Origin of the sequence: Carnobacterium sp. FSL W8-0810, assembly GCF_038007125.1 — a bacterium.
Taxonomy (GTDB): Bacteria; Bacillota; Bacilli; order Lactobacillales; family Carnobacteriaceae; genus Carnobacterium_B; species Carnobacterium_B inhibens.
In genome coordinates, this window is the sequence record NZ_JBBOWO010000001.1 from 82135 (window position 1) to 99655 (window position 17521).

At 34.7% G+C, this 17521-nt stretch carries 15 protein-coding genes; all 15 read right to left on the reverse strand.

All coding sequences use genetic code 11. The features are described 5' to 3' along the window. Window positions 1-36 precede the first annotated feature (36 nt). Window positions 37-579 (reverse strand): DUF1697 domain-containing protein, encoded by a 543-nt coding sequence (locus tag NST49_RS00520; RefSeq protein WP_187949180.1) that lies wholly within the window; start codon window positions 577-579, stop codon window positions 37-39. Window positions 580-648: 69 nt separating this feature from the next. Then, window positions 649-1569 (reverse strand): alpha/beta fold hydrolase, encoded by a 921-nt coding sequence (locus NST49_RS00525; protein WP_341046444.1) that lies wholly within the window; start codon window positions 1567-1569, stop codon window positions 649-651. Window positions 1570-1791: 222 nt separating this feature from the next. After that, entirely contained in the window at window positions 1792-2745 is a 954-nt protein-coding gene (locus NST49_RS00530) for an ATP-binding cassette domain-containing protein (protein WP_341046445.1), read from the reverse strand. Then, a complete protein-coding gene (locus NST49_RS00535) occupies window positions 2738-3829 on the reverse strand; it encodes an ABC transporter ATP-binding protein (protein ID WP_341046446.1) in 1092 nt (363 codons plus the stop codon). Before NST49_RS00535 ends, NST49_RS00530 begins: the two co-directional genes overlap by 8 nt. A gap of 11 nt (window positions 3830-3840) precedes the next feature. Next, entirely contained in the window at window positions 3841-4770 is a 930-nt protein-coding gene (oppC, locus tag NST49_RS00540) for an oligopeptide ABC transporter permease OppC (RefSeq protein ID WP_023177001.1), read from the reverse strand. Between the two features lies 1 nt (window position 4771). After that, entirely contained in the window at window positions 4772-6274 is a 1503-nt protein-coding gene (locus tag NST49_RS00545) for an ABC transporter permease (protein ID WP_341046447.1), read from the reverse strand. Between the two features lie 88 nt (window positions 6275-6362). Then, the gene (locus tag NST49_RS00550; protein ID WP_341046448.1) at window positions 6363-8324 is read right to left on the reverse strand and encodes a peptide ABC transporter substrate-binding protein; all 1962 of its coding nucleotides are present in this window, start codon (window positions 8322-8324) and stop codon (window positions 6363-6365) included. 573 nt (window positions 8325-8897) lie between these two features. Continuing rightward, on the reverse strand, window positions 8898-9494 hold the full coding sequence (locus tag NST49_RS00555; RefSeq protein WP_341048636.1) for a DJ-1/PfpI family protein: 597 nt from the start codon (window positions 9492-9494) through the stop codon (window positions 8898-8900). Window positions 9495-9787: 293 nt separating this feature from the next. Beyond that, on the reverse strand, window positions 9788-10783 hold the full coding sequence (locus tag NST49_RS00560; protein WP_341046451.1) for an SIS domain-containing protein: 996 nt from the start codon (window positions 10781-10783) through the stop codon (window positions 9788-9790). Window positions 10784-10803: 20 nt separating this feature from the next. Then, a complete protein-coding gene (locus tag NST49_RS00565) occupies window positions 10804-11853 on the reverse strand; it encodes an SIS domain-containing protein (protein ID WP_341046453.1) in 1050 nt (349 codons plus the stop codon). Window positions 11854-11864: 11 nt separating this feature from the next. Continuing rightward, on the reverse strand, window positions 11865-12692 hold the full coding sequence (locus tag NST49_RS00570) for a PTS system mannose/fructose/sorbose family transporter subunit IID (protein ID WP_341046454.1): 828 nt from the start codon (window positions 12690-12692) through the stop codon (window positions 11865-11867). Then, window positions 12676-13467: a PTS mannose/fructose/sorbose/N-acetylgalactosamine transporter subunit IIC gene (locus NST49_RS00575; RefSeq protein WP_341046455.1), complete on the reverse strand. Its 792-nt coding sequence runs from the start codon at window positions 13465-13467 to the stop codon at window positions 12676-12678. The genes NST49_RS00570 and NST49_RS00575 overlap by 17 nt, the downstream gene beginning before the upstream one ends. An 18-nt stretch (window positions 13468-13485) precedes the next feature. Further along, entirely contained in the window at window positions 13486-13956 is a 471-nt protein-coding gene (locus NST49_RS00580) for a PTS sugar transporter subunit IIB (RefSeq protein WP_341046456.1), read from the reverse strand. 14 nt (window positions 13957-13970) lie between these two features. Next, complete coding sequence (locus NST49_RS00585) at window positions 13971-14390, reverse strand: PTS sugar transporter subunit IIA (protein WP_341046457.1); 420 nt, start codon at window positions 14388-14390, stop codon at window positions 13971-13973. 72 nt (window positions 14391-14462) lie between these two features. Further along, a complete protein-coding gene (locus NST49_RS00590) occupies window positions 14463-17240 on the reverse strand; it encodes a sigma 54-interacting transcriptional regulator (protein ID WP_341046458.1) in 2778 nt (925 codons plus the stop codon). Between the last annotated feature and the right edge of the window lie 281 nt (window positions 17241-17521).

Consider the following 17521-nt stretch of genomic DNA (forward strand, 5'->3'; position numbering starts at 1 on the left):
ACGCATTATTCGAACTGTTATACTCAAAATTGCTTACTAATCTTCTAAATAATTAAGCAGTTTAAGGGTTGTATTTCGATTCCTTATGGTTACCTTTTTATAGAATGATTGGTGGGCCAGCTTCGAATAATACGTTTTACTGTAATTATTTTTAAAAGCAGAGGACCAAAAGATAGCATGTTTTCCTATATAGACTTTTTCATAAGTAGTATCAATAGCTGATAATAGTTCAACAATTTCTTTCTTATTTGCTGAAGGCAACAAAAATAACGCATTGTGTTTGTAATCTGCATCTTCTCCCCACCATGTTGGTATACCTGCTAATTCCATTTGGTATTTCTTACCAGAAATAATCACGATATCAACTGGAAAAGCAAAGTAACTCGCTAAGATATTTTGGCATTTCACCAAAATATCTTGTTCCGTTCCTTCTGCACTATCAACAATCAAATTGCCACTGTTAATGTGTGATCTGACATTTGTAAAACCAGTATCAATTAGATACTGCTTTAAAACACTCATTGGCACTCTATTTTTTCCACCAACGTTGACTCCTCGTAATAAGATAATAAATTGCATACTGCCAACTCCTTTTTCCGTTTAAACACTTAGTTAATAACAGATGGCTTTTTCATAATCATTACCTTTTTATGGTGTTCCCCATAAAAAATCAGCAACCGCTTTATCTACTTGGCTATTTTCATGCAGCTGACTATGAGATGCTTGAGATCCTGTGATTACTTCTTCACGATAATTGAGCCCATTTTCTTGCATTAAGTGCCCTATGGATAATCCACTTCTAAGAGAAACAGTTCCATCTCCATCTGACCCGTCTTGCACATATCCAACGATATTCAACAATGGTGTCTCTTTGGGATACTGTTGGATGCCAGCAGCAAAATCACTATATCGCTGACTGATGACTAATGGACCATCCTGGATCAATGCATCAAATGACTGCTCTTCATTACCTGTTACAAAATCATTAAATGGTGCTCCGATCGCAACAAATTTATTGACCACTGGCATTGAATCATCATTCCCATAAGTGACCAGATACCGGAAACTGCTCACTCCACCCATTGAGTGGCCCACTAGATTCACTTCTTCGATCTGATATGTTTGTTTTAAGTAGACTAGAACAGCTTTGATCCAATCTGCTTGGTTCCATTCATTATTTTTATTGTCTGCAAACAATACTTGAATCATTGGATTATCAGATTGGTCATCCCACGTACCTGTATCCAAAACACTGCCATCCGGCTGAACCGTTACCGTTAAACGTTTTTTACCCCAACCACTTGTTTCAAAACGAGACAGCATGCCACTAAAACTTCCTTCCGTTCCTCCATAACCATGAATAAAGAGTGTTGGAATGGTCGTTTGATTTGTAGTTAATGGATCCGTTACGCCACTGCTGGAAGTACTAGGTTCACTAAGACTATTTGACTTCGTTTCACTAGTTGGATCACTTTCTTTAACAGTTCCAGCTGTTTTTTCATTTCCACACCCTACACTCACTAAACTAAGCACTAGGATTAGAAAAGAAAAAAAGAACGTCTTTTTCATACCTCTTTACTCCTCACTATTTTTTACTATACTACCAAAAATAATCTAATTTCCTTGAATTGGTCCTTTTTTATTATTTCTATAATGTATCAAGATTAAAATCTTTCTTCATTATAATTCTTATCGTTTCCTTTTACTATTACCAATCATTGCAAAAAAAATAAACCCCTACTATTTCCATAGAACAGTAGTGGTTTATTTTTCACTCTCTTAGAAAGTCAATTAGTTATCCAGCTCAACCTTATATTTTTCAATTTCCGGTTGGTTTGCCCATACGAAATGTCCCTCTTTTATTTCTACAAAAGAAGGCTTTTCTACAGAATAATCGTGGGTGGATTCATCATAAACAATCAACACTTTTTCTTTTTCTATTTGAGGATCTGGTATAGGTACTGCAGACAACAGAGATTGAGTATAAGGATGTATCGGATTTGTAAATAATTCTTCTGCTTCTGCTAATTCCACAATTACTCCATGATGGATGACCGCTATTCGGTCTGAAATGAAACGTACGACCGATAGATCATGAGCAATAAACAAATAAGTAAGATTTTTTTCAATTTGCATCTTTTTTAACAAATTAAGTACTTGAGCGCGAATGGATACATCTAATGCAGAAATAGGTTCATCGGCCACTACTAATGTTGGATCCATAACTAAGGCTCTGGCAATTCCGATACGCTGACGCTGTCCACCTGAAAATTCATGAGGATAGCGAGTCAAGTGTTCTGGTAACAGTCCCACTTCTAAAATGATCTCTTCTACTTTTCTGATTCGGTCTGCTTCATTTTCATAAAGATGAAAATTATGCAGCCCTTCTGAAATAATGTAATCGATCGTAGAACGTTCATTTAACGAAGCAGATGGGTCTTGAAAAATCATTTGAATGCTTCGTATAATATTCGCATTTTCTTTACGGGATAATTTTTTATTGATTTTATTTCCTTCAAAAAGAATATCTCCATTCGTTGTTTCATTGATTCGAATGATGGACCTTCCAATAGTTGTTTTTCCTGAACCAGATTCTCCAACTAAGGATAATGTTTCTCCTTTATAGATATCAAAATTCACATGATTAACCGCTACAAATTTATTTTTTCCTTCTCCAAAAGTCACTTCAAGATCTCTTACAGACAACAAAACTTCCTCTTTTGTCTTTATCTTTGTCTCATTCAAGAACTGCTCCTCCTTCCTTATTACTGCCATAGCCTGTATTTCTCACCATTGCTTTCATCTTTTCATTCAGATTCTGAATAGCTTCCGGCATTTCTACTTTAGGTGAGCGAGGGTCCAGCAACCATGTTTTAGCATAATGTTCATCGTTTACTTTAAAAAAAGGCGGTTCCTCTTCAAAATCGATCTGCATAGCATAAACATTTCGTGGTGCAAATGCATCTCCTACTATTTCTTTATACAGCGATGGTGGAGTCCCAGGAATCATGCTGAGCGACTCTCCTTTAATACCTAATTGGGGCATAGAAGAAAGTAAACTCCATGTATAAGGATGTTTTGAATTATAAAAGATATCTTCAGCTGTTCCATATTCTATAACTTGCCCCGCGTACATAACCGCTACTCGATCTGCAACTGAAGCTACTACTCCTAAATCATGAGTAATATAAATCGTTGCAAACGAAAATTCTTCTTGCAGACTTTTGATCAACGTTAAAATTTGCGCTTGAATCGTTACATCAAGAGCTGTAGTAGGCTCATCACAAATCAAAATTTTAGGACGGCAAGCCAATGCAATGGCAATGACGATTCGTTGTCTCATACCACCAGAATATTGGAAAGGATATTCATTAAACCGTTCTTTTGCATTGGTGATTCCCGTTTTCTCCATTAATTCAATGGCTAGTTTTTTTGCTTCTCCATTACTCTTTTTTTGATGTTTGATGATCACTTCTGTAATTTGGGAACCGATTGTACGGATAGGATTAAGTGAAGTCATCGGATCTTGAAAGACAGTTGCTATTTCAGCTCCTCTTATTCCTTCCCATTCACGGTCATTTTTTAGTTCTAATAAATTTTTCTCATTGTATTCAATTTCTCCATTTGCAACAAAACCGTTCGAATCCAACATACCAGTAAACGTCTTTGTTAGTACTGATTTTCCAGAACCTGACTCTCCAACTATCGCTAATGTTTCATTCTCGTATAAATCAAGTGAGATATTTCGAATAGCGGTTAGTACTCGATCACGAACATTAAATTTAACGGTAATATTTTTTGCTGAAAGGACACTTTTTTCTTTTGACATTTTTCTACACCTCACATGTGTGTTCTAGGATCGGATGCGTCAGCTAATGTTTGACCAACAATATAAAGCGAAACGGTAACAAGAGCTAGTACGATAACTGGTATCCAAAATAAATAAGGGAAATTGTTCATATTCACAGTATATTTTGAGATGATTCGTCCTAGAGAAGGAATATCAGAACTTAAACCCACTCCTAAAAAGGATAAGAATACTTCATAGGAGATGAAACTTGGCAAAGCACGTGATACATCCGTTACAATAACTGAAATAAGATACGGCAATATATTTTTTAAAATCATTCGATGCAAAGGTGTCCCTAAGCACTTAGATGCTAGATTATATTCACGGTCTCTCATGATCATGACTTGAACACGAATAAAATGAGCTGTCCCTATCCAACTTGTCGCACACATTGCAAACAGTAAATTCCAAAATCCACTACCAAATGCATACGATAAGACGATAACAATCAGTAAAGTCGGAACATTAGAAACCACGTTATAGATCTCGATCATAACACGGTCTACCGCTTTTGAACTTCCCCAGATAGCTCCTACGACAACACCCACAACTGTTGTAATGAGGGTTGCCAGTAAGCCGATTGAAATAGAAGTCCTTGCCCCTGCCCAAACAGCATCAAATAAAGATTGTCCATTTGAATCCGTTCCAAACCAATTTCCTTTAGAAGGCCAGTTGTAACGATTGGAAAAGTCATTGATGCCTTCCACATCCATAAAATCATACTGGCTGATTAGTGGATGAATAAAAGAAAAACCTAAAATGATAAGCAATACGATAAGCATGCTAATAGCAACTTTACTGCTGAAAAATTTTCTGCCTACTGATTTCCAATAAGAGTATTTTGGTGCATCAATTCTTTCAGACTTTAAAGAATCCAACGCTACAAATTGAAACTTGTCTGTATTTGTATTTTGTACCATCTTAATGGCCTCCTTTTTTCGATAATAAGCTGATTCTAGGGTCAATAATGGTCAACATGATATCCCCTAACAGGACAGCTAGAATCGATAAAGTAGTAAACACAAATAATAAACCAATAACCATAGGATTATTATGTGCAATGATCGCATCTGGCAACATTTTACCCATACCTGGAACTGCAAAAATCGTTTCTGTGATCGTTGCACCTTGGATGGTCAAAATAATGGTTCCCGGAATTCCACTCACGATTGGAATCATCGCATTTTTAAAGATATGTTTCTGTGAAATTTCTTTTTCAGATAATCCTTTAGCTTTTGCAAATTTCACATAATCAGCAGATGCCTGATCAATCATAAATCTTCTGATCCAGATAATCAGTCCTGAAATGGATAACAGTCCTAAAATAACAGTTGGAAGAATATATGATTGAATACTTGCTGCACCTAGTGTAGGGAATGAATCTGGCAAGCCGAAGAACGTACTTCCAATGAATCGGAAGAAATAAATAAAAGCCAAACTTGGTACGGAGATAAGAATCGTAACCAACCCTACTCCAAATCGGTCAATGAGTTTTCCTTTATGGCGTGCCATCAGTACAGCCAATGAAATACCGATCGTATAAGAAATAACAACGGAAATCAGGCCAGTGATCATAGAGATTTTGATCATTGACGGATCCTGATAGTTGTCTTCAGATTTAACGTAACTATCGTTATAGCGTTCAGTTTCCAAACGGTCCAATGAACTTGGTGTTTTGTACTTTCTTGAATGCAGATCTGCTGGTGACTTTTCAGTCAATCCAGTTTCATAGGTTACTTCTTCTGGTTTTACCTTTCCTTGACCGCTAGAGATGACATCGGTCACACTTCTACCACTATATGTTGGGTATGAAGTTCCTAGATTTAATTTGACAAAGTTCTGGTGAATAAAAGGGAAAGAAGAATCAAAGTAAATCAAATATTTAGATCTCGTTCCAGAACCTGTTAATGTTAACCCAGCCGATTCAGTGTATTCAAACTTTAGATATCTAGGAAGATCAGGATTTTCTGGATCTTGTACCGCCCATGGATGGTCAATTTGAATCAATTTTGAATAAAATCGCCCGACTCTTTGCAAAATTGGAATTTCCCTTACAGCATAGTAAGTTTTGGATATCGGCATTTGTCCTAGTTTCCAGCCTTTACTCTTATTTTTTTCTTGCCATTCCTCAAAAACTTGACTATTTTCTTCGTTCATAAGGGCAGCGTACTCGTCATCATCTTTAGCTATTTCCGAAATGATATCACTGCTTTTATAATAATCAATGTACCCCATACGTTTGTATGTACTATTTTCATAATCGACTCTTTCATCTGGGCTTCCTTTTAAACGACTGTACACAGGATCACTTTGGAAAATCGTATATCTCGGTACTAAAGAAAAAATCATGATATAACCAATAGTCGTTACCAAAAAAATACTGATGATTGAACGAATAATTCTATAGAAAATGTATTTTTTCACTTTCTTTCCTCCAGACCTATAACAAAAAAGGATTAGTTTTTATGCTAATCCTTTTCAGCATTCCTATTCATTTTATTCATAGATTTTTTTATTTGTCTTGATTACGTTCATCATTCCATTTATCAAGAGCTTCTTGATATTGGTCTGTTGTTACAACATCCTCTTGCAACTGAATATATTTCAATTTATCAGCAGCAATTCCTGACCAGCTATATGGAGCGCTAAATGGAACAACCGTCGTTACACGCGGCAGACCACCACCAGCATAAACTGGAACTTGAAGAGCATTGTTCAATAACCAAGCTTCAGCTTTAGCATAAGCTGTATAACGTTCATCTTCGTCCAAAATTTTGCTCGCTTCATCTAATAAAGCATCGTACTCATCAAGGTTAACTGCTTCTTTTGCATCAGCAGTTACATCTTCACCTTCAACAAGATCACTACCATCAAGTCCAAGAGTTGTAAGCATATCTCCAGTTCTTGAGTTGTAAATATTCAAGTAAGTTGATGGATCTTGATAGTCAGGGCCCCAACCAGAAGCTGTAGAGATATCAAAGTCACTAGCTGTACCAGTTGTTGCTTGGTATGTTGCAGCTAAGTAAGCATCATCATTGAGCAATTGGATATCAACAACTACATTGTCTGTTCCTAAAGTACTTTCAATTGAGTTCTTCAATGATTTTGCACTATTCACACTGATTTCGCTTGTTTCCATAATTGGAATATCCAAATGGATCGGGAATGAAACATTTTCAGCAGCCAAAGCTTCTTTGGCTTTTTCTAAATGCTCAGCCGCTTTATCTTTGTCAAAATATTCATCATGTCCATCAGCTAAATCAATGTCTGCCCACGTTTCAGCATCAAGAGCTTGAAGTTCAGTTTCAACAGTATCCCCGTAATCTTCGCCGTCAATCGCTACAAACGTAGGAGGAACTAGTGTATTTCTTAAGGCTTCGCTTGATGTTTCTTCTCCCACACTTTGTGCATTATAAGATGCACGATCAAAAGCAAATTGAATAGCTAGTCTAAAATCACGATTTAAGATAGCAGCTTTTGTGGAAGATTTCTCTTCATCAGTCGTCTTGCTTGTTGCATTGTAAGATTCCCGATTCAAGTTAAATGACATATTATAAGTCGTACCATCTGTTTGAGAGAAAGTTACACCCTCTGGATACGTTTCTTGAACTTCTGCATATCCTGCTGAGTTAGGATAAACTCTAGCCAAACTCAAATTGCCCTCTTGGAAAGAAGCAAATAAACCATCTGGGTCGCTTCCGTCATTATACGTATATTTCACATCATCAAGATGTACATTGTCGCTGTCCCAATACATTTCGTTCTTTTCATATTCGATAACCGATTTTGCTGTGTTATTGGTTAAAATAAATGCTCCATTATAAAGAATTGAGTCTGGAGAAACAGAACCAAAATTCTCACCTTGAGAATTCAAGAATTCTTCATTAACGGGATAAAGAATACCGTAAGTAGTTTTTGAATTCCAATAGGATTCTGGAGTGTTCAGTGTATATTCAACTGTGTAATCATCAATTGCTTTAACTCCTACTGTACTGAAATCAGTAGTTTTCCCGCTAGCATAATCTGCCAATCCTGCTACACTATCAGCCACTATGTAAAGTGTTTCTGAGTTAATATCAGCTGCGTGTTTTAATCCTGTTACAAAGTCGTGAGCTGTGACCTCTGCATATTCTGTTCCAGAATTCGTTACCCACTTAGCACCTTCCCGGAGTTTATAAGTATAGGTTAATCCATCATCACTAACTTCCCAGTCTTCTGCAAGGGCTGGAATCAAGTTTCCTAATGAATCATTTTCAAGTAAACCATCTACAAAGTTTGTATAATGTATACTATTGGTCTGACGGCTCGAAAAAATATAATCTAAGGTTGCAATATCAGTAGAGTAAACGTTGTTATAGGTACCTCCTTCAACTACTGTAGTTGAATCAGTGCTAGCTTTGCTTTCATCATTAGCCCCCGCACATCCTGCCAATGCAAGTGAAGTTGCTAGAAATAATAGTATCGTTTTTTTCAAATTTACTCCTCCTTTTTAATAAACTTCTAGATATTTTTTTGTTTAAAAGATTATTATTATGTGTTTAACCTACTGTTTTCAAAATAGAATCTAACAATTTTTTATACAGATAATGAGAACGATTAAAGATCTTAAATTTAGTATTAATTATTCCCCTTCTTTCTTCTTCTTTTTTATGTTTATAAAGTATTTATATACTTTCTCTAAACATGAAGTATAATCTATAAATGGAAAATGATAATCCTCATAGTTTTCTAATTATCCAAAACTCGTAGGGGGAAATAATGAATGCATTAGTACCATAGGAAAACCACTTTCCTGATTATAGTTAGAGTATTCTTTTTAAAAAACACTCTATATGTTTTAACTATTTCATCATAATAATCTAATCGTTTTATAATGTCAATAGCATTTATGTAATTTATGTAAAAGTTCTGATAATTGTATACAATGATTATTTAATTTATTCCACCTCTTATAAAACACAAAAAAAAACCTAAACAATATAGTCTAGGTTTTCTCCTTTTTAAAAAGTTAAGCTATTTAACAACTCCCTCATTGAAGGGGCAAAAGCTACTCCCTTATGAGACCATTTTTGAAATAATCATACCAATCTTCAAGTTCTTTAGGTTCGTCAATTTCCAGTACCTGATAAATTTTATAGACAAATTCAATAGCAGCTGTTTCATTAGCTGTGATAATATTTTTATCTCGGACCACCTGTGCCTCTAAAAAGTTCGTTGCTCCCTGATATCCTTCTTGGTTTTCAAAAAAAGAAAAATCGTCCCCAGTATGTTTCACATGATCAAGTAACCCATGTTTACCAAGAAAAACTGTTGCTCCACAAATCGCTGCGATCGGAATCTCTTGTTCCATAACCTTCTTAACAAATTGAGCAATTTCTTCATATCGATTATCTTGCCATGAAAATCCGCCCGGCAAGATAACTAAAGCTAAATTGCTAAGGTCAGAATATTCTTCAATCGAAACATCAATTTCAGCTCGTAAACCGCCAATAGAAGACTTTGAGGTCTTATCCAAAGCAATGGTCTTAACGGAATTTACTTCAGTAATGGCATACGAAGCTTCCCAATCCGCCCATTTATCGGTTAATAAAAGTAATACATCTTTTGTATTTATCGGGATACCACCTTTTTCACTGTTAATTATACTATTTTATCAGTTCCTTCATCTTGTCTACTTTCCCCGATAAGTTTTTACCTACTGAAATCACCTGAGCTATTATCGTTATAGTAAATTCATAATTTATTTTAATATTTCAATTTGGCATTTGAAAATTGATAATTCAAAATATTTTAGCTACTTCCACAGATAATATATTTGAATTTTTAATACTAACTGTTAAGTGTATTAGCCTTGTATACTATTTTCTATGTAAGCAAAAATGCTCATTTTCACCTTTACGGTTGCAATGAGCAAATACATAATTGTTCTGGAAAATCTTAATAATCAAATTGACGGTAGTAACGACGAATGTCTAACGGATGACAGTTAAGTTTTTCAACATGTGTATCAATTCGTTGAGTCACACAGTGTGCCACTAAATGCGAAAGTCGACCTCGATATTTTTCACTGACTCCTTCTAATGCATAATCTTTTGAGTCAATTATTGTATAATTCGCACAAATACGAGGCAATAGTTTAGCTACCCGTTCAGATAAAGAACGCTGTTCGTCTTCACCAATGAATAACGTAACTGGAGTTGCTTCTTCCACGATTTCTAATGTTCCATGTAAGAATTCTGCTGCATGAATTGATTTTGAAGGCAACCAGCTTTGCTCTTCCCAATAACACATCGCGTAGGAATAGACTCCTCCCCATTGGTTACCTGCACCAATAAAGTAATGCATATCATCGTGCCTATGTTTTTCAGCAAATTCACGCCCAAAATCATCAGCTGATTTTTCAGCTTCTATCAATCCAATAGCTAAATGTGCTTCTAATTCTTTATAATAGTCTTCATAATCGTCAAATTCTCCATTACGATACATGAATCGATCTGCCGCCATAAAAAACTTCAATTGTTCATTCATCGGATAGGTAATTAAGTAATCGCCAATATCTGCTAAAGGAGTGTTTGGTAAATCTACAAAAGAAATTATAGTGGCTCCTAGTTCTTTGATTTCTTTAGTTGCCTTCACAACTTCTTGAGTTGTACCTGTTACTGAAGATAAGATGACTACTGATTTATCCGTTAGCCGTTTGTTGCCTGTTGTATAATATTCAGCTGCATGTTGAACATACACAGGTAAGTTGCTTTTGCTATTGATGTAAGTAACAGCTTGCATGCTTGATGCATAAGTTCCGCCTATTCCTAAGTAGTAGATATTGTCAAAACCTTTTTCCCAGACTTCATCTACTATTTTTTCTACTTCACTTCTTAATTTTAAAGCTCCATTTACACTATCAATTAATTTAGGTTCATCGAATTTCAACATTTTTTTATTTCCCCTTTTTATTATATTTTGCTTTTTAATACTTCATCAAAATCATCGAAAATCCTTTTGCTTAAATCAATCCCTTGAGCAGTTGCAGTTTGATAAGCCAGATATTGGAAAGGAATGATTAGTAATAAAGGACTGATTTTTTCACTAACTATTACACCCAAAGCCAAAGTATTTATATCATCGCTCTTGTCTGTGGTGATAGTGAAAGAATCTTTAACATACTCACTCATATAACTTCTTAATGCTATTGAGCGTTCCTTTAAGCTGCTGTCCGTTTCAATGTAGAAAAGCGTGTGGTCTTGATCTACTTCGAGATAAGGTCCATGCATATAAGTTTCTAGTTCAAATCCTTGTGCCGGTTTCCTCACTGTTTCAGTAAATTTAGTTTCAAATTCTTTTGCCGTACCCCAGTTAGGACCGTAACCCATTGCGATAAAGCGTTGTCCTAATTTAAAAGCTTCTTTGTGTGTTTCAAAAAAATCAATAGATTTAGCAATCACACTATCAATATTCATAACTGCTGAACGAATATCACTAATCTCCTGCGTTACTTCATCAGCTGTTAGGAAATCCGCTTCCTTAGCAGCTGCCAGGGCTACTAACATAAGATTTAAGACTGTTGCTGTATACCCTTTTGTGACAAAACCAACTTTTTCAATTCCCATATTCAAATCAAAAACAGTGTCGACAACTTTAGTAATGGGGCTAGTAACATCACTTGTCATAGCAATGGTTTTAATATTTTGTGCTTTTGTTATTTTTTCAACCGCTTGGATCGTTGATGTACTTTTACCACTTTGAGAGACAGCAATTACTAAATCAACTTTAGGATCCACTTTGCCATAATGTAAGAAATTGAAAGGCTCTTGGATATCGATATAAATAGGTGCTGTGCTCTCCATATAGTACTTTGCAGCTAAACAAGCATTGAAAGAAGACCCCGTTGCTAAAATCAAGTAATGTTTTACGTCTGCCAATTGTTTTTTATCAAAAATAAATTCAGCAAGAATAGTTGTTAAACTAGTTTGTTCTTCTGCGATATAATCTAGCATTGTTGTCATTATATTCCCCCTTAAAAAATGCCAATCCAAGATCCTAAGATACCTACAACGGCCATTCCACCTAAAATCATTAGTGGCTTAACATCCTTTTTCAATAAATAAAAGACGATTCCAAAAGCTCCTAAAGGCAATAATCCTGGCATAATATTATCAAAAATACTTTGTACAGTTACTGCACCATCTCCAGTACCGATTGAAAGCGGAATAGTGATGTCAATTAGTGTTGCTGTCATAGCACCAACCACCATTAATCCAATAATTGAAGCCCCTAAAGTTAAACTATCCATCATTCCATTGCTTTGGATTTTCTTTAAGAACCCCGTCCCCAATTTATAACCCCAATTAGTAAATAAATACCGTAAAATAAGGTGAGGAACATTAAAAATCAATAGAAATAAAATAGGTCCTAAAACGTTTCCTTGTAAAGCCAATGATGTTCCAATACCAGTCGCAATTAAACGTAAGGTACCCCAGAAAAATGAATCGCCAATACCAGCTAAAGGACCCATTAAAGATGTTTTGATACTATCAATTGTTTTTACATCAAAATTTTCATCTAATGTATTTTCTTCTTCCATCGCTGCATTGATTCCAAGAATCAAGGTAACAATATGCGGTGTTGTGTTAAAGAATTCTAGGTGACGCTTTAAAGCACCAGACATTTCATCTTTAGTCTTATATAATTTTTTTAAAATTGGGATCATCGCATAAGCATACGCCATATTCATTTGACGTTCATAGTTCCAAGAGAATTCCATTTGGAAAGAGCGCCAGAATACTTTATTTAAATCTTTTTTTGTTATTAAATTCTCTTCTTTTGACTTAGAAGTCTTCGTCATCGTCAATAACCTCCCCATTTGTTGTCTGAACCCCGTCAGTTGGTCCTTTTCTAAAGTTCATAATATTTACAACGATGACCGCTATGATTGCACCTAAAACAGCAATCCCAGTAACCGGAATATCTAAGTATGCTGCAACAATAAACCCTAAGAAAAAGTACGGTGCTACCGTTTTATTAATTAATAGACGAGCTAACATAGCAAACCCTAGTGCAGGGATAATACCAGTAGCAACAGATAACCCATGTTGGACAAATTCAGGAATCATATCCAATAATCCTTTGATTGTGTTGCTCCCTACTGAAAAAGAAATTGCAACAACTAAAGCAAGCATTAAAGATAAACCAAATCCTGCAGTTAGATGCATCCGTTCAACACCTTTATAATTCCCTTCACTTGCGTAACTATCTGCTTTGTTGTTCATGATTGGAATCAATAATCCTAAATAAATATTTTTAAAAATCAACGTCAATGTAGCAATTGGAAGCCCAAGTAATAGAGCTGTTTCGGTACCAGCACCAGCCGTAATAGCAAAAGCAGTTCCCAAAATACCACCTGTTACAACATCTGGAGGAATTGAAGCACCCACTGAAAATGAACCGATGAATGCTAACTCTAAAGTAGCTCCCATGATAATCCCAGTATTAATATCACCTAATACAATTCCAGTAAACAAACCCGTCACAATCGGACGAGATAATAATGACGTTCCTAAAGCATATTCAGATTGGGCAATAAAAGCCACAATTCCCAGAAGGACAGCTTGCATGATCATCTATTTTCTTCCTTTCTTTTAAAAAGCATTTAATGCAGCAACTTTTTTATCAGCTGGTACTTGACGAATTTCCACTTCAATTCCTTTATCGACTAATTCTTTTATCAACTCCTCTTCTTCAGATGTAACATTGATTGCTTTAGAAATATTTCTTGTACCTTCGCGTACCTTTATACCTCCTAAATTGATCTGTTGGATTTCTGGATAAGCCTCTGCTAGTGTCTTAGCATCTTTTACAGATTCCACAACAATAAACAGCTTATATTTATCTGTTACACCACTTTGTAAAGCTTTAATAGAGTCTTCGATACTTTTAATAACCAACTTTACGCCTTGGGGTTTAGCCAATTTAATCGTTGTTTTACGGATATCATTTTGTGGAACATCATCATTAGCAATTAAAATACAATCTGCCCCTATGTTTTGTGTCCATGAAAAAGCTACTTGTCCATGTAATAAGCGATGGTCTACACGTAATAATTTAAGCATGTTATTTTCCTCCCTTAAAATTCTTCTTCTTCAGTTTCATTTTGAATCGTTTCATTACAAAATTGAATTGTCGATGTTGAATTATTTAGTGCCTTTTTAACCATTTCCGGAATCGAATCAGCGAATTCCAATTGAGTCATTAATTCGATCAGTAACGGTAAATTCATTCCTGCAACTAAATAAAAATTGGGAGTATGAATATAGTTTAAAAATTCATTGTTTATACTACCGCCAAAAATATCTGTTACAACAATCAATTCGTTTTCTTTATTTACGTCCATAAGTCCTTTTATTTCTTCGCTCAAATTATAATCAGCTGTCATATAAGTATCAATAGTTGTGATTTTATCGTTTTTACCACAAATTAATTCTAATGAACTTAAAATTCCTGATGCAAAATTTCCATGACTGGCTAAAATTAATTTTCTTTCCACTTTATTCACCTCTCTTATATCTATATATATGCAAAAAGCGTGCCAAATTTAGTGGCACGCTCTTTACGAGTATTAAAATTCTTCTTCAGTTATTGATACATCAAGTTTTTGGAAAATAATATCATGGATATAAGCTAATTCAGAATCAGGTATCTTGACACTGTAGTTTTTCTCTATGACACTAAATGCTTCTTTGATTTTTTTTAGCTGTTCTTTTTGACACTGATTTATAAACCTTTCCCAACTATAATTTTCAATTGTCTCATTACGGATTAGCCGTTCAATTAAACAACTAATATGAATGTATAAAGCAAGCTTACCCTCATTCGCAATCTGTTGTTCTGTTAGTTCTTCAAATATGCGCATAAACAATTCAACTTCTGACATGACTTTATCACTGTCAAGGATGGTAACCGAATCAATGACTTTTTTTAATGAAAAATTACGAATCATACGATTATTAAATTGTTCATTTTCTTCCGGAGTCATGACTTTTTTCAGCCAATCAGAAAGATTTTGCGTTCCTTTTCCAGAAATTAATTCTTCAAGAGAAAGATAGGGCATGTCATCGATTGCGGGATTAGCGGTTCCTATAATACCAACAACATCATATAATGAAAAGACCGTTTCTTTCTTTTTATGATTATACAATGTTTCATAATCATAAGGAATAACTTTTAAGTGACTAGCTGCCGGCAAACTTTCTTCTAATAATTGACTGATTTGTTTTGCTGTTCCGATTCCTGTAAAGCAAGTCGTCAACAAAGCCTTAGCCTTATTTTCTTGCGGATAGATTAATTTCCAATTCTGTTTAAGATAACTCGCCGAACGGACTGCTACATCAGAAAGACTCAGTTCTTTTTGAATGTTTTCTCCAACAGCAAGTGCTAAAGGTGTTGTAACATTATTCATGATCATAATCGGAGCTGTTAATTGTTGTGGAAAATATTCATAAATTTCTTTTAATGAACCCATATCAACTAAAATAACTAAGCCATTACTAATGTCATTTTTCTCTGAATAGTCAACAATTTCTTCAGCAATTTTTTGCGGCGTAGTATCCAGTGGCATATCAAACGATTCAAAAATATTTTTCCCTAACATATTGTTGGCAACATTTGCAATACTACTGGCTGTAGCGTAACCATGAGCTACAATAATGGCTTTAGCAGATATAGATTCTCGGGATACTCCTAGTCGATTAAGATAGAGCGTAAGCAATACCTTGTCCATATCCGATACTTCAATATCTAATTTAGGTTGAATTAAAATGAGGATCCGTTCGATATATTGAAACTGTGTAGCATATGTCTGTGCTACTTTTTCTTTGAATTCTTTGATTAAACGAATTAATCCAGTACTTTCCGGTTGCCATCGGACACTACTGCATTGGAAAAGATAGTAACTAATGGCATATACTGTGTTGCCATTAAAAGTAATTTGATAAGAAGCCTCCATCTGCTTTAACGTATCCCGTACATATTGGGTCATAAATAAAAGCAATTCTTGTTTTTGTTCCCTATCTGTTTCAAAAATCAAGAAATCAAATAGATTATCCACTTCTTGCTTCATACTTTCTTCTGCTACAGTTAAATCTGATCGATGAGTGCTGAATTCAACTAATAACTTTTCGTAAGTATGAATGATTCTTTGTTGATCAGGATTTTTTTGAACAATTAAGTTTTCCACTGTCGTTGTTTCGTCAATCCGCACACTTTCTTCAACCACTGCACTCGTATTAAGCACAGCATGAGATAGAAAATCTGGTGACAAATGGTGGATGGCTATTTTTACTTCTGATTCTTCTCTTTGCAGCGAAAATGCATTTGCTACAATTACTTTTATTACATTTTTTAGTTCACCAATATTGCCTTTATATATCCCGTTTTTCAACAAATGCAATACTTGACCACTGACTAATAACGTTTTTTTTATTTTTCGCTGCTCTTTAATTAAAAAATCATAAACCATTTCTAAACGTTCATTTTGTGTACGAGAAATTAAAGCAGGCAATTCAATTTGTACCGGAATCCGGCGAATAAACGTCGTTAAAAAGCTACTAGAAAGATCTTCTGTTGTGGCAAAGAATAAACGTGTTTTTACTTTGCGTGGATTATTCGATTCACCCATCCGATAAATAATTCCTTGATCTAAATAGGTAAATAATTTTTCTTGCCCTTCTGCGTTCAAACGATGGACTTCATCTAAAAATAATATTCCACCATCCGATTCTTCAAATGCTCCTTTACGATTTTCATCAGCTCCTGTATACGCACCTTTAACGTGCCCAAACAACTGGCTCGTCAATAACTCTGGGTTATTGGCATATTGCGCACAATTCAAGGTAACCAAAGGAACATCTTCTTCGATTAAGTCATTAGCCAAGCAAAATTGATAAATAATCTTCACCATATAACTTTTCCCTGTTCCACTTTCACCTGTCAGTAAAACCGGCAAACCATTATCGGGATAATAGATAGCTGTTTTTAGCTGTTCAATACTGCGGGATAAACTTGCACTGTTCCCAATCAATAACGAGAAAAAATCATTTTTTTTGTAAAATAAAGGTTTTTCTTTTTTTAATTCTTCTAAGCTACTGTAAATAGTTTTAGATAAAAAATAAAATTGGTTTTCAAAAGCTTCTTTGTGTAAAAAATAAACAGGGCGAGTATTAATTTTGACAATGATCTCTTGCTCATTTAGTTGACTTAAGTAATGACTAACAGTATTTCTTTTGATTCCAAATTCTTCAGCCATTTTTTTAGCTGTAAAAATATCGCTTACATTATCTGAATCAAAAAAAGCTGTTTGGTTTTCTAAATAATCAATCAGTTTTTTCTTTAACAACATTATTCACCTCAATTTTATATTAAGCAAATAATCCAATAAGTCAATCTTTCATTAATAGTTTGGTTTATTCATGTGGTCAAAAAAACTAACAAAAAGCCCTACGCCGATATATTTTAGTTCTCTCAATATAACTAAAATATATCGATTCTCTAAAAAAACAGCCAGTTTAATAACTCTTTTCGTTATAAGAATATAATTTCAATATTTCTTTAGTTACTATATTTAATAATCTTAAATAACGTTTTTTAGCCATACTTTCAATTTTCATTAATTTCTTCTTT

Coding starts and splice junctions, on each gene's coding strand:
- NST49_RS00520 (WP_187949180.1), bottom strand. CDS start 579: ATGCAATTTATTATCTTATTACGAGGAGTCAACGTTGGTGGAAAAAAT.
- NST49_RS00525 (WP_341046444.1), bottom strand. CDS start 1,569: ATGAAAAAGACGTTCTTTTTTTCTTTTCTAATCCTAGTGCTTAGTTTA.
- NST49_RS00535 (WP_341046446.1), bottom strand. CDS start 3,829: ATGTCAAAAGAAAAAAGTGTCCTTTCAGCAAAAAATATTACCGTTAAA.
- oppC (WP_023177001.1), bottom strand. CDS start 4,770: ATGGTACAAAATACAAATACAGACAAGTTTCAATTTGTAGCGTTGGAT.
- NST49_RS00560 (WP_341046451.1), bottom strand. CDS start 10,783: ATGTTGAAATTCGATGAACCTAAATTAATTGATAGTGTAAATGGAGCT.
- NST49_RS00565 (WP_341046453.1), bottom strand. CDS start 11,853: ATGACAACAATGCTAGATTATATCGCAGAAGAACAAACTAGTTTAACA.
- NST49_RS00570 (WP_341046454.1), bottom strand. CDS start 12,692: ATGACGAAGACTTCTAAGTCAAAAGAAGAGAATTTAATAACAAAAAAA.
- NST49_RS00575 (WP_341046455.1), bottom strand. CDS start 13,467: ATGATCATGCAAGCTGTCCTTCTGGGAATTGTGGCTTTTATTGCCCAA.
- NST49_RS00580 (WP_341046456.1), bottom strand. CDS start 13,956: ATGCTTAAATTATTACGTGTAGACCATCGCTTATTACATGGACAAGTA.
- NST49_RS00590 (WP_341046458.1), bottom strand. CDS start 17,240: ATGTTGTTAAAGAAAAAACTGATTGATTATTTAGAAAACCAAACAGCT.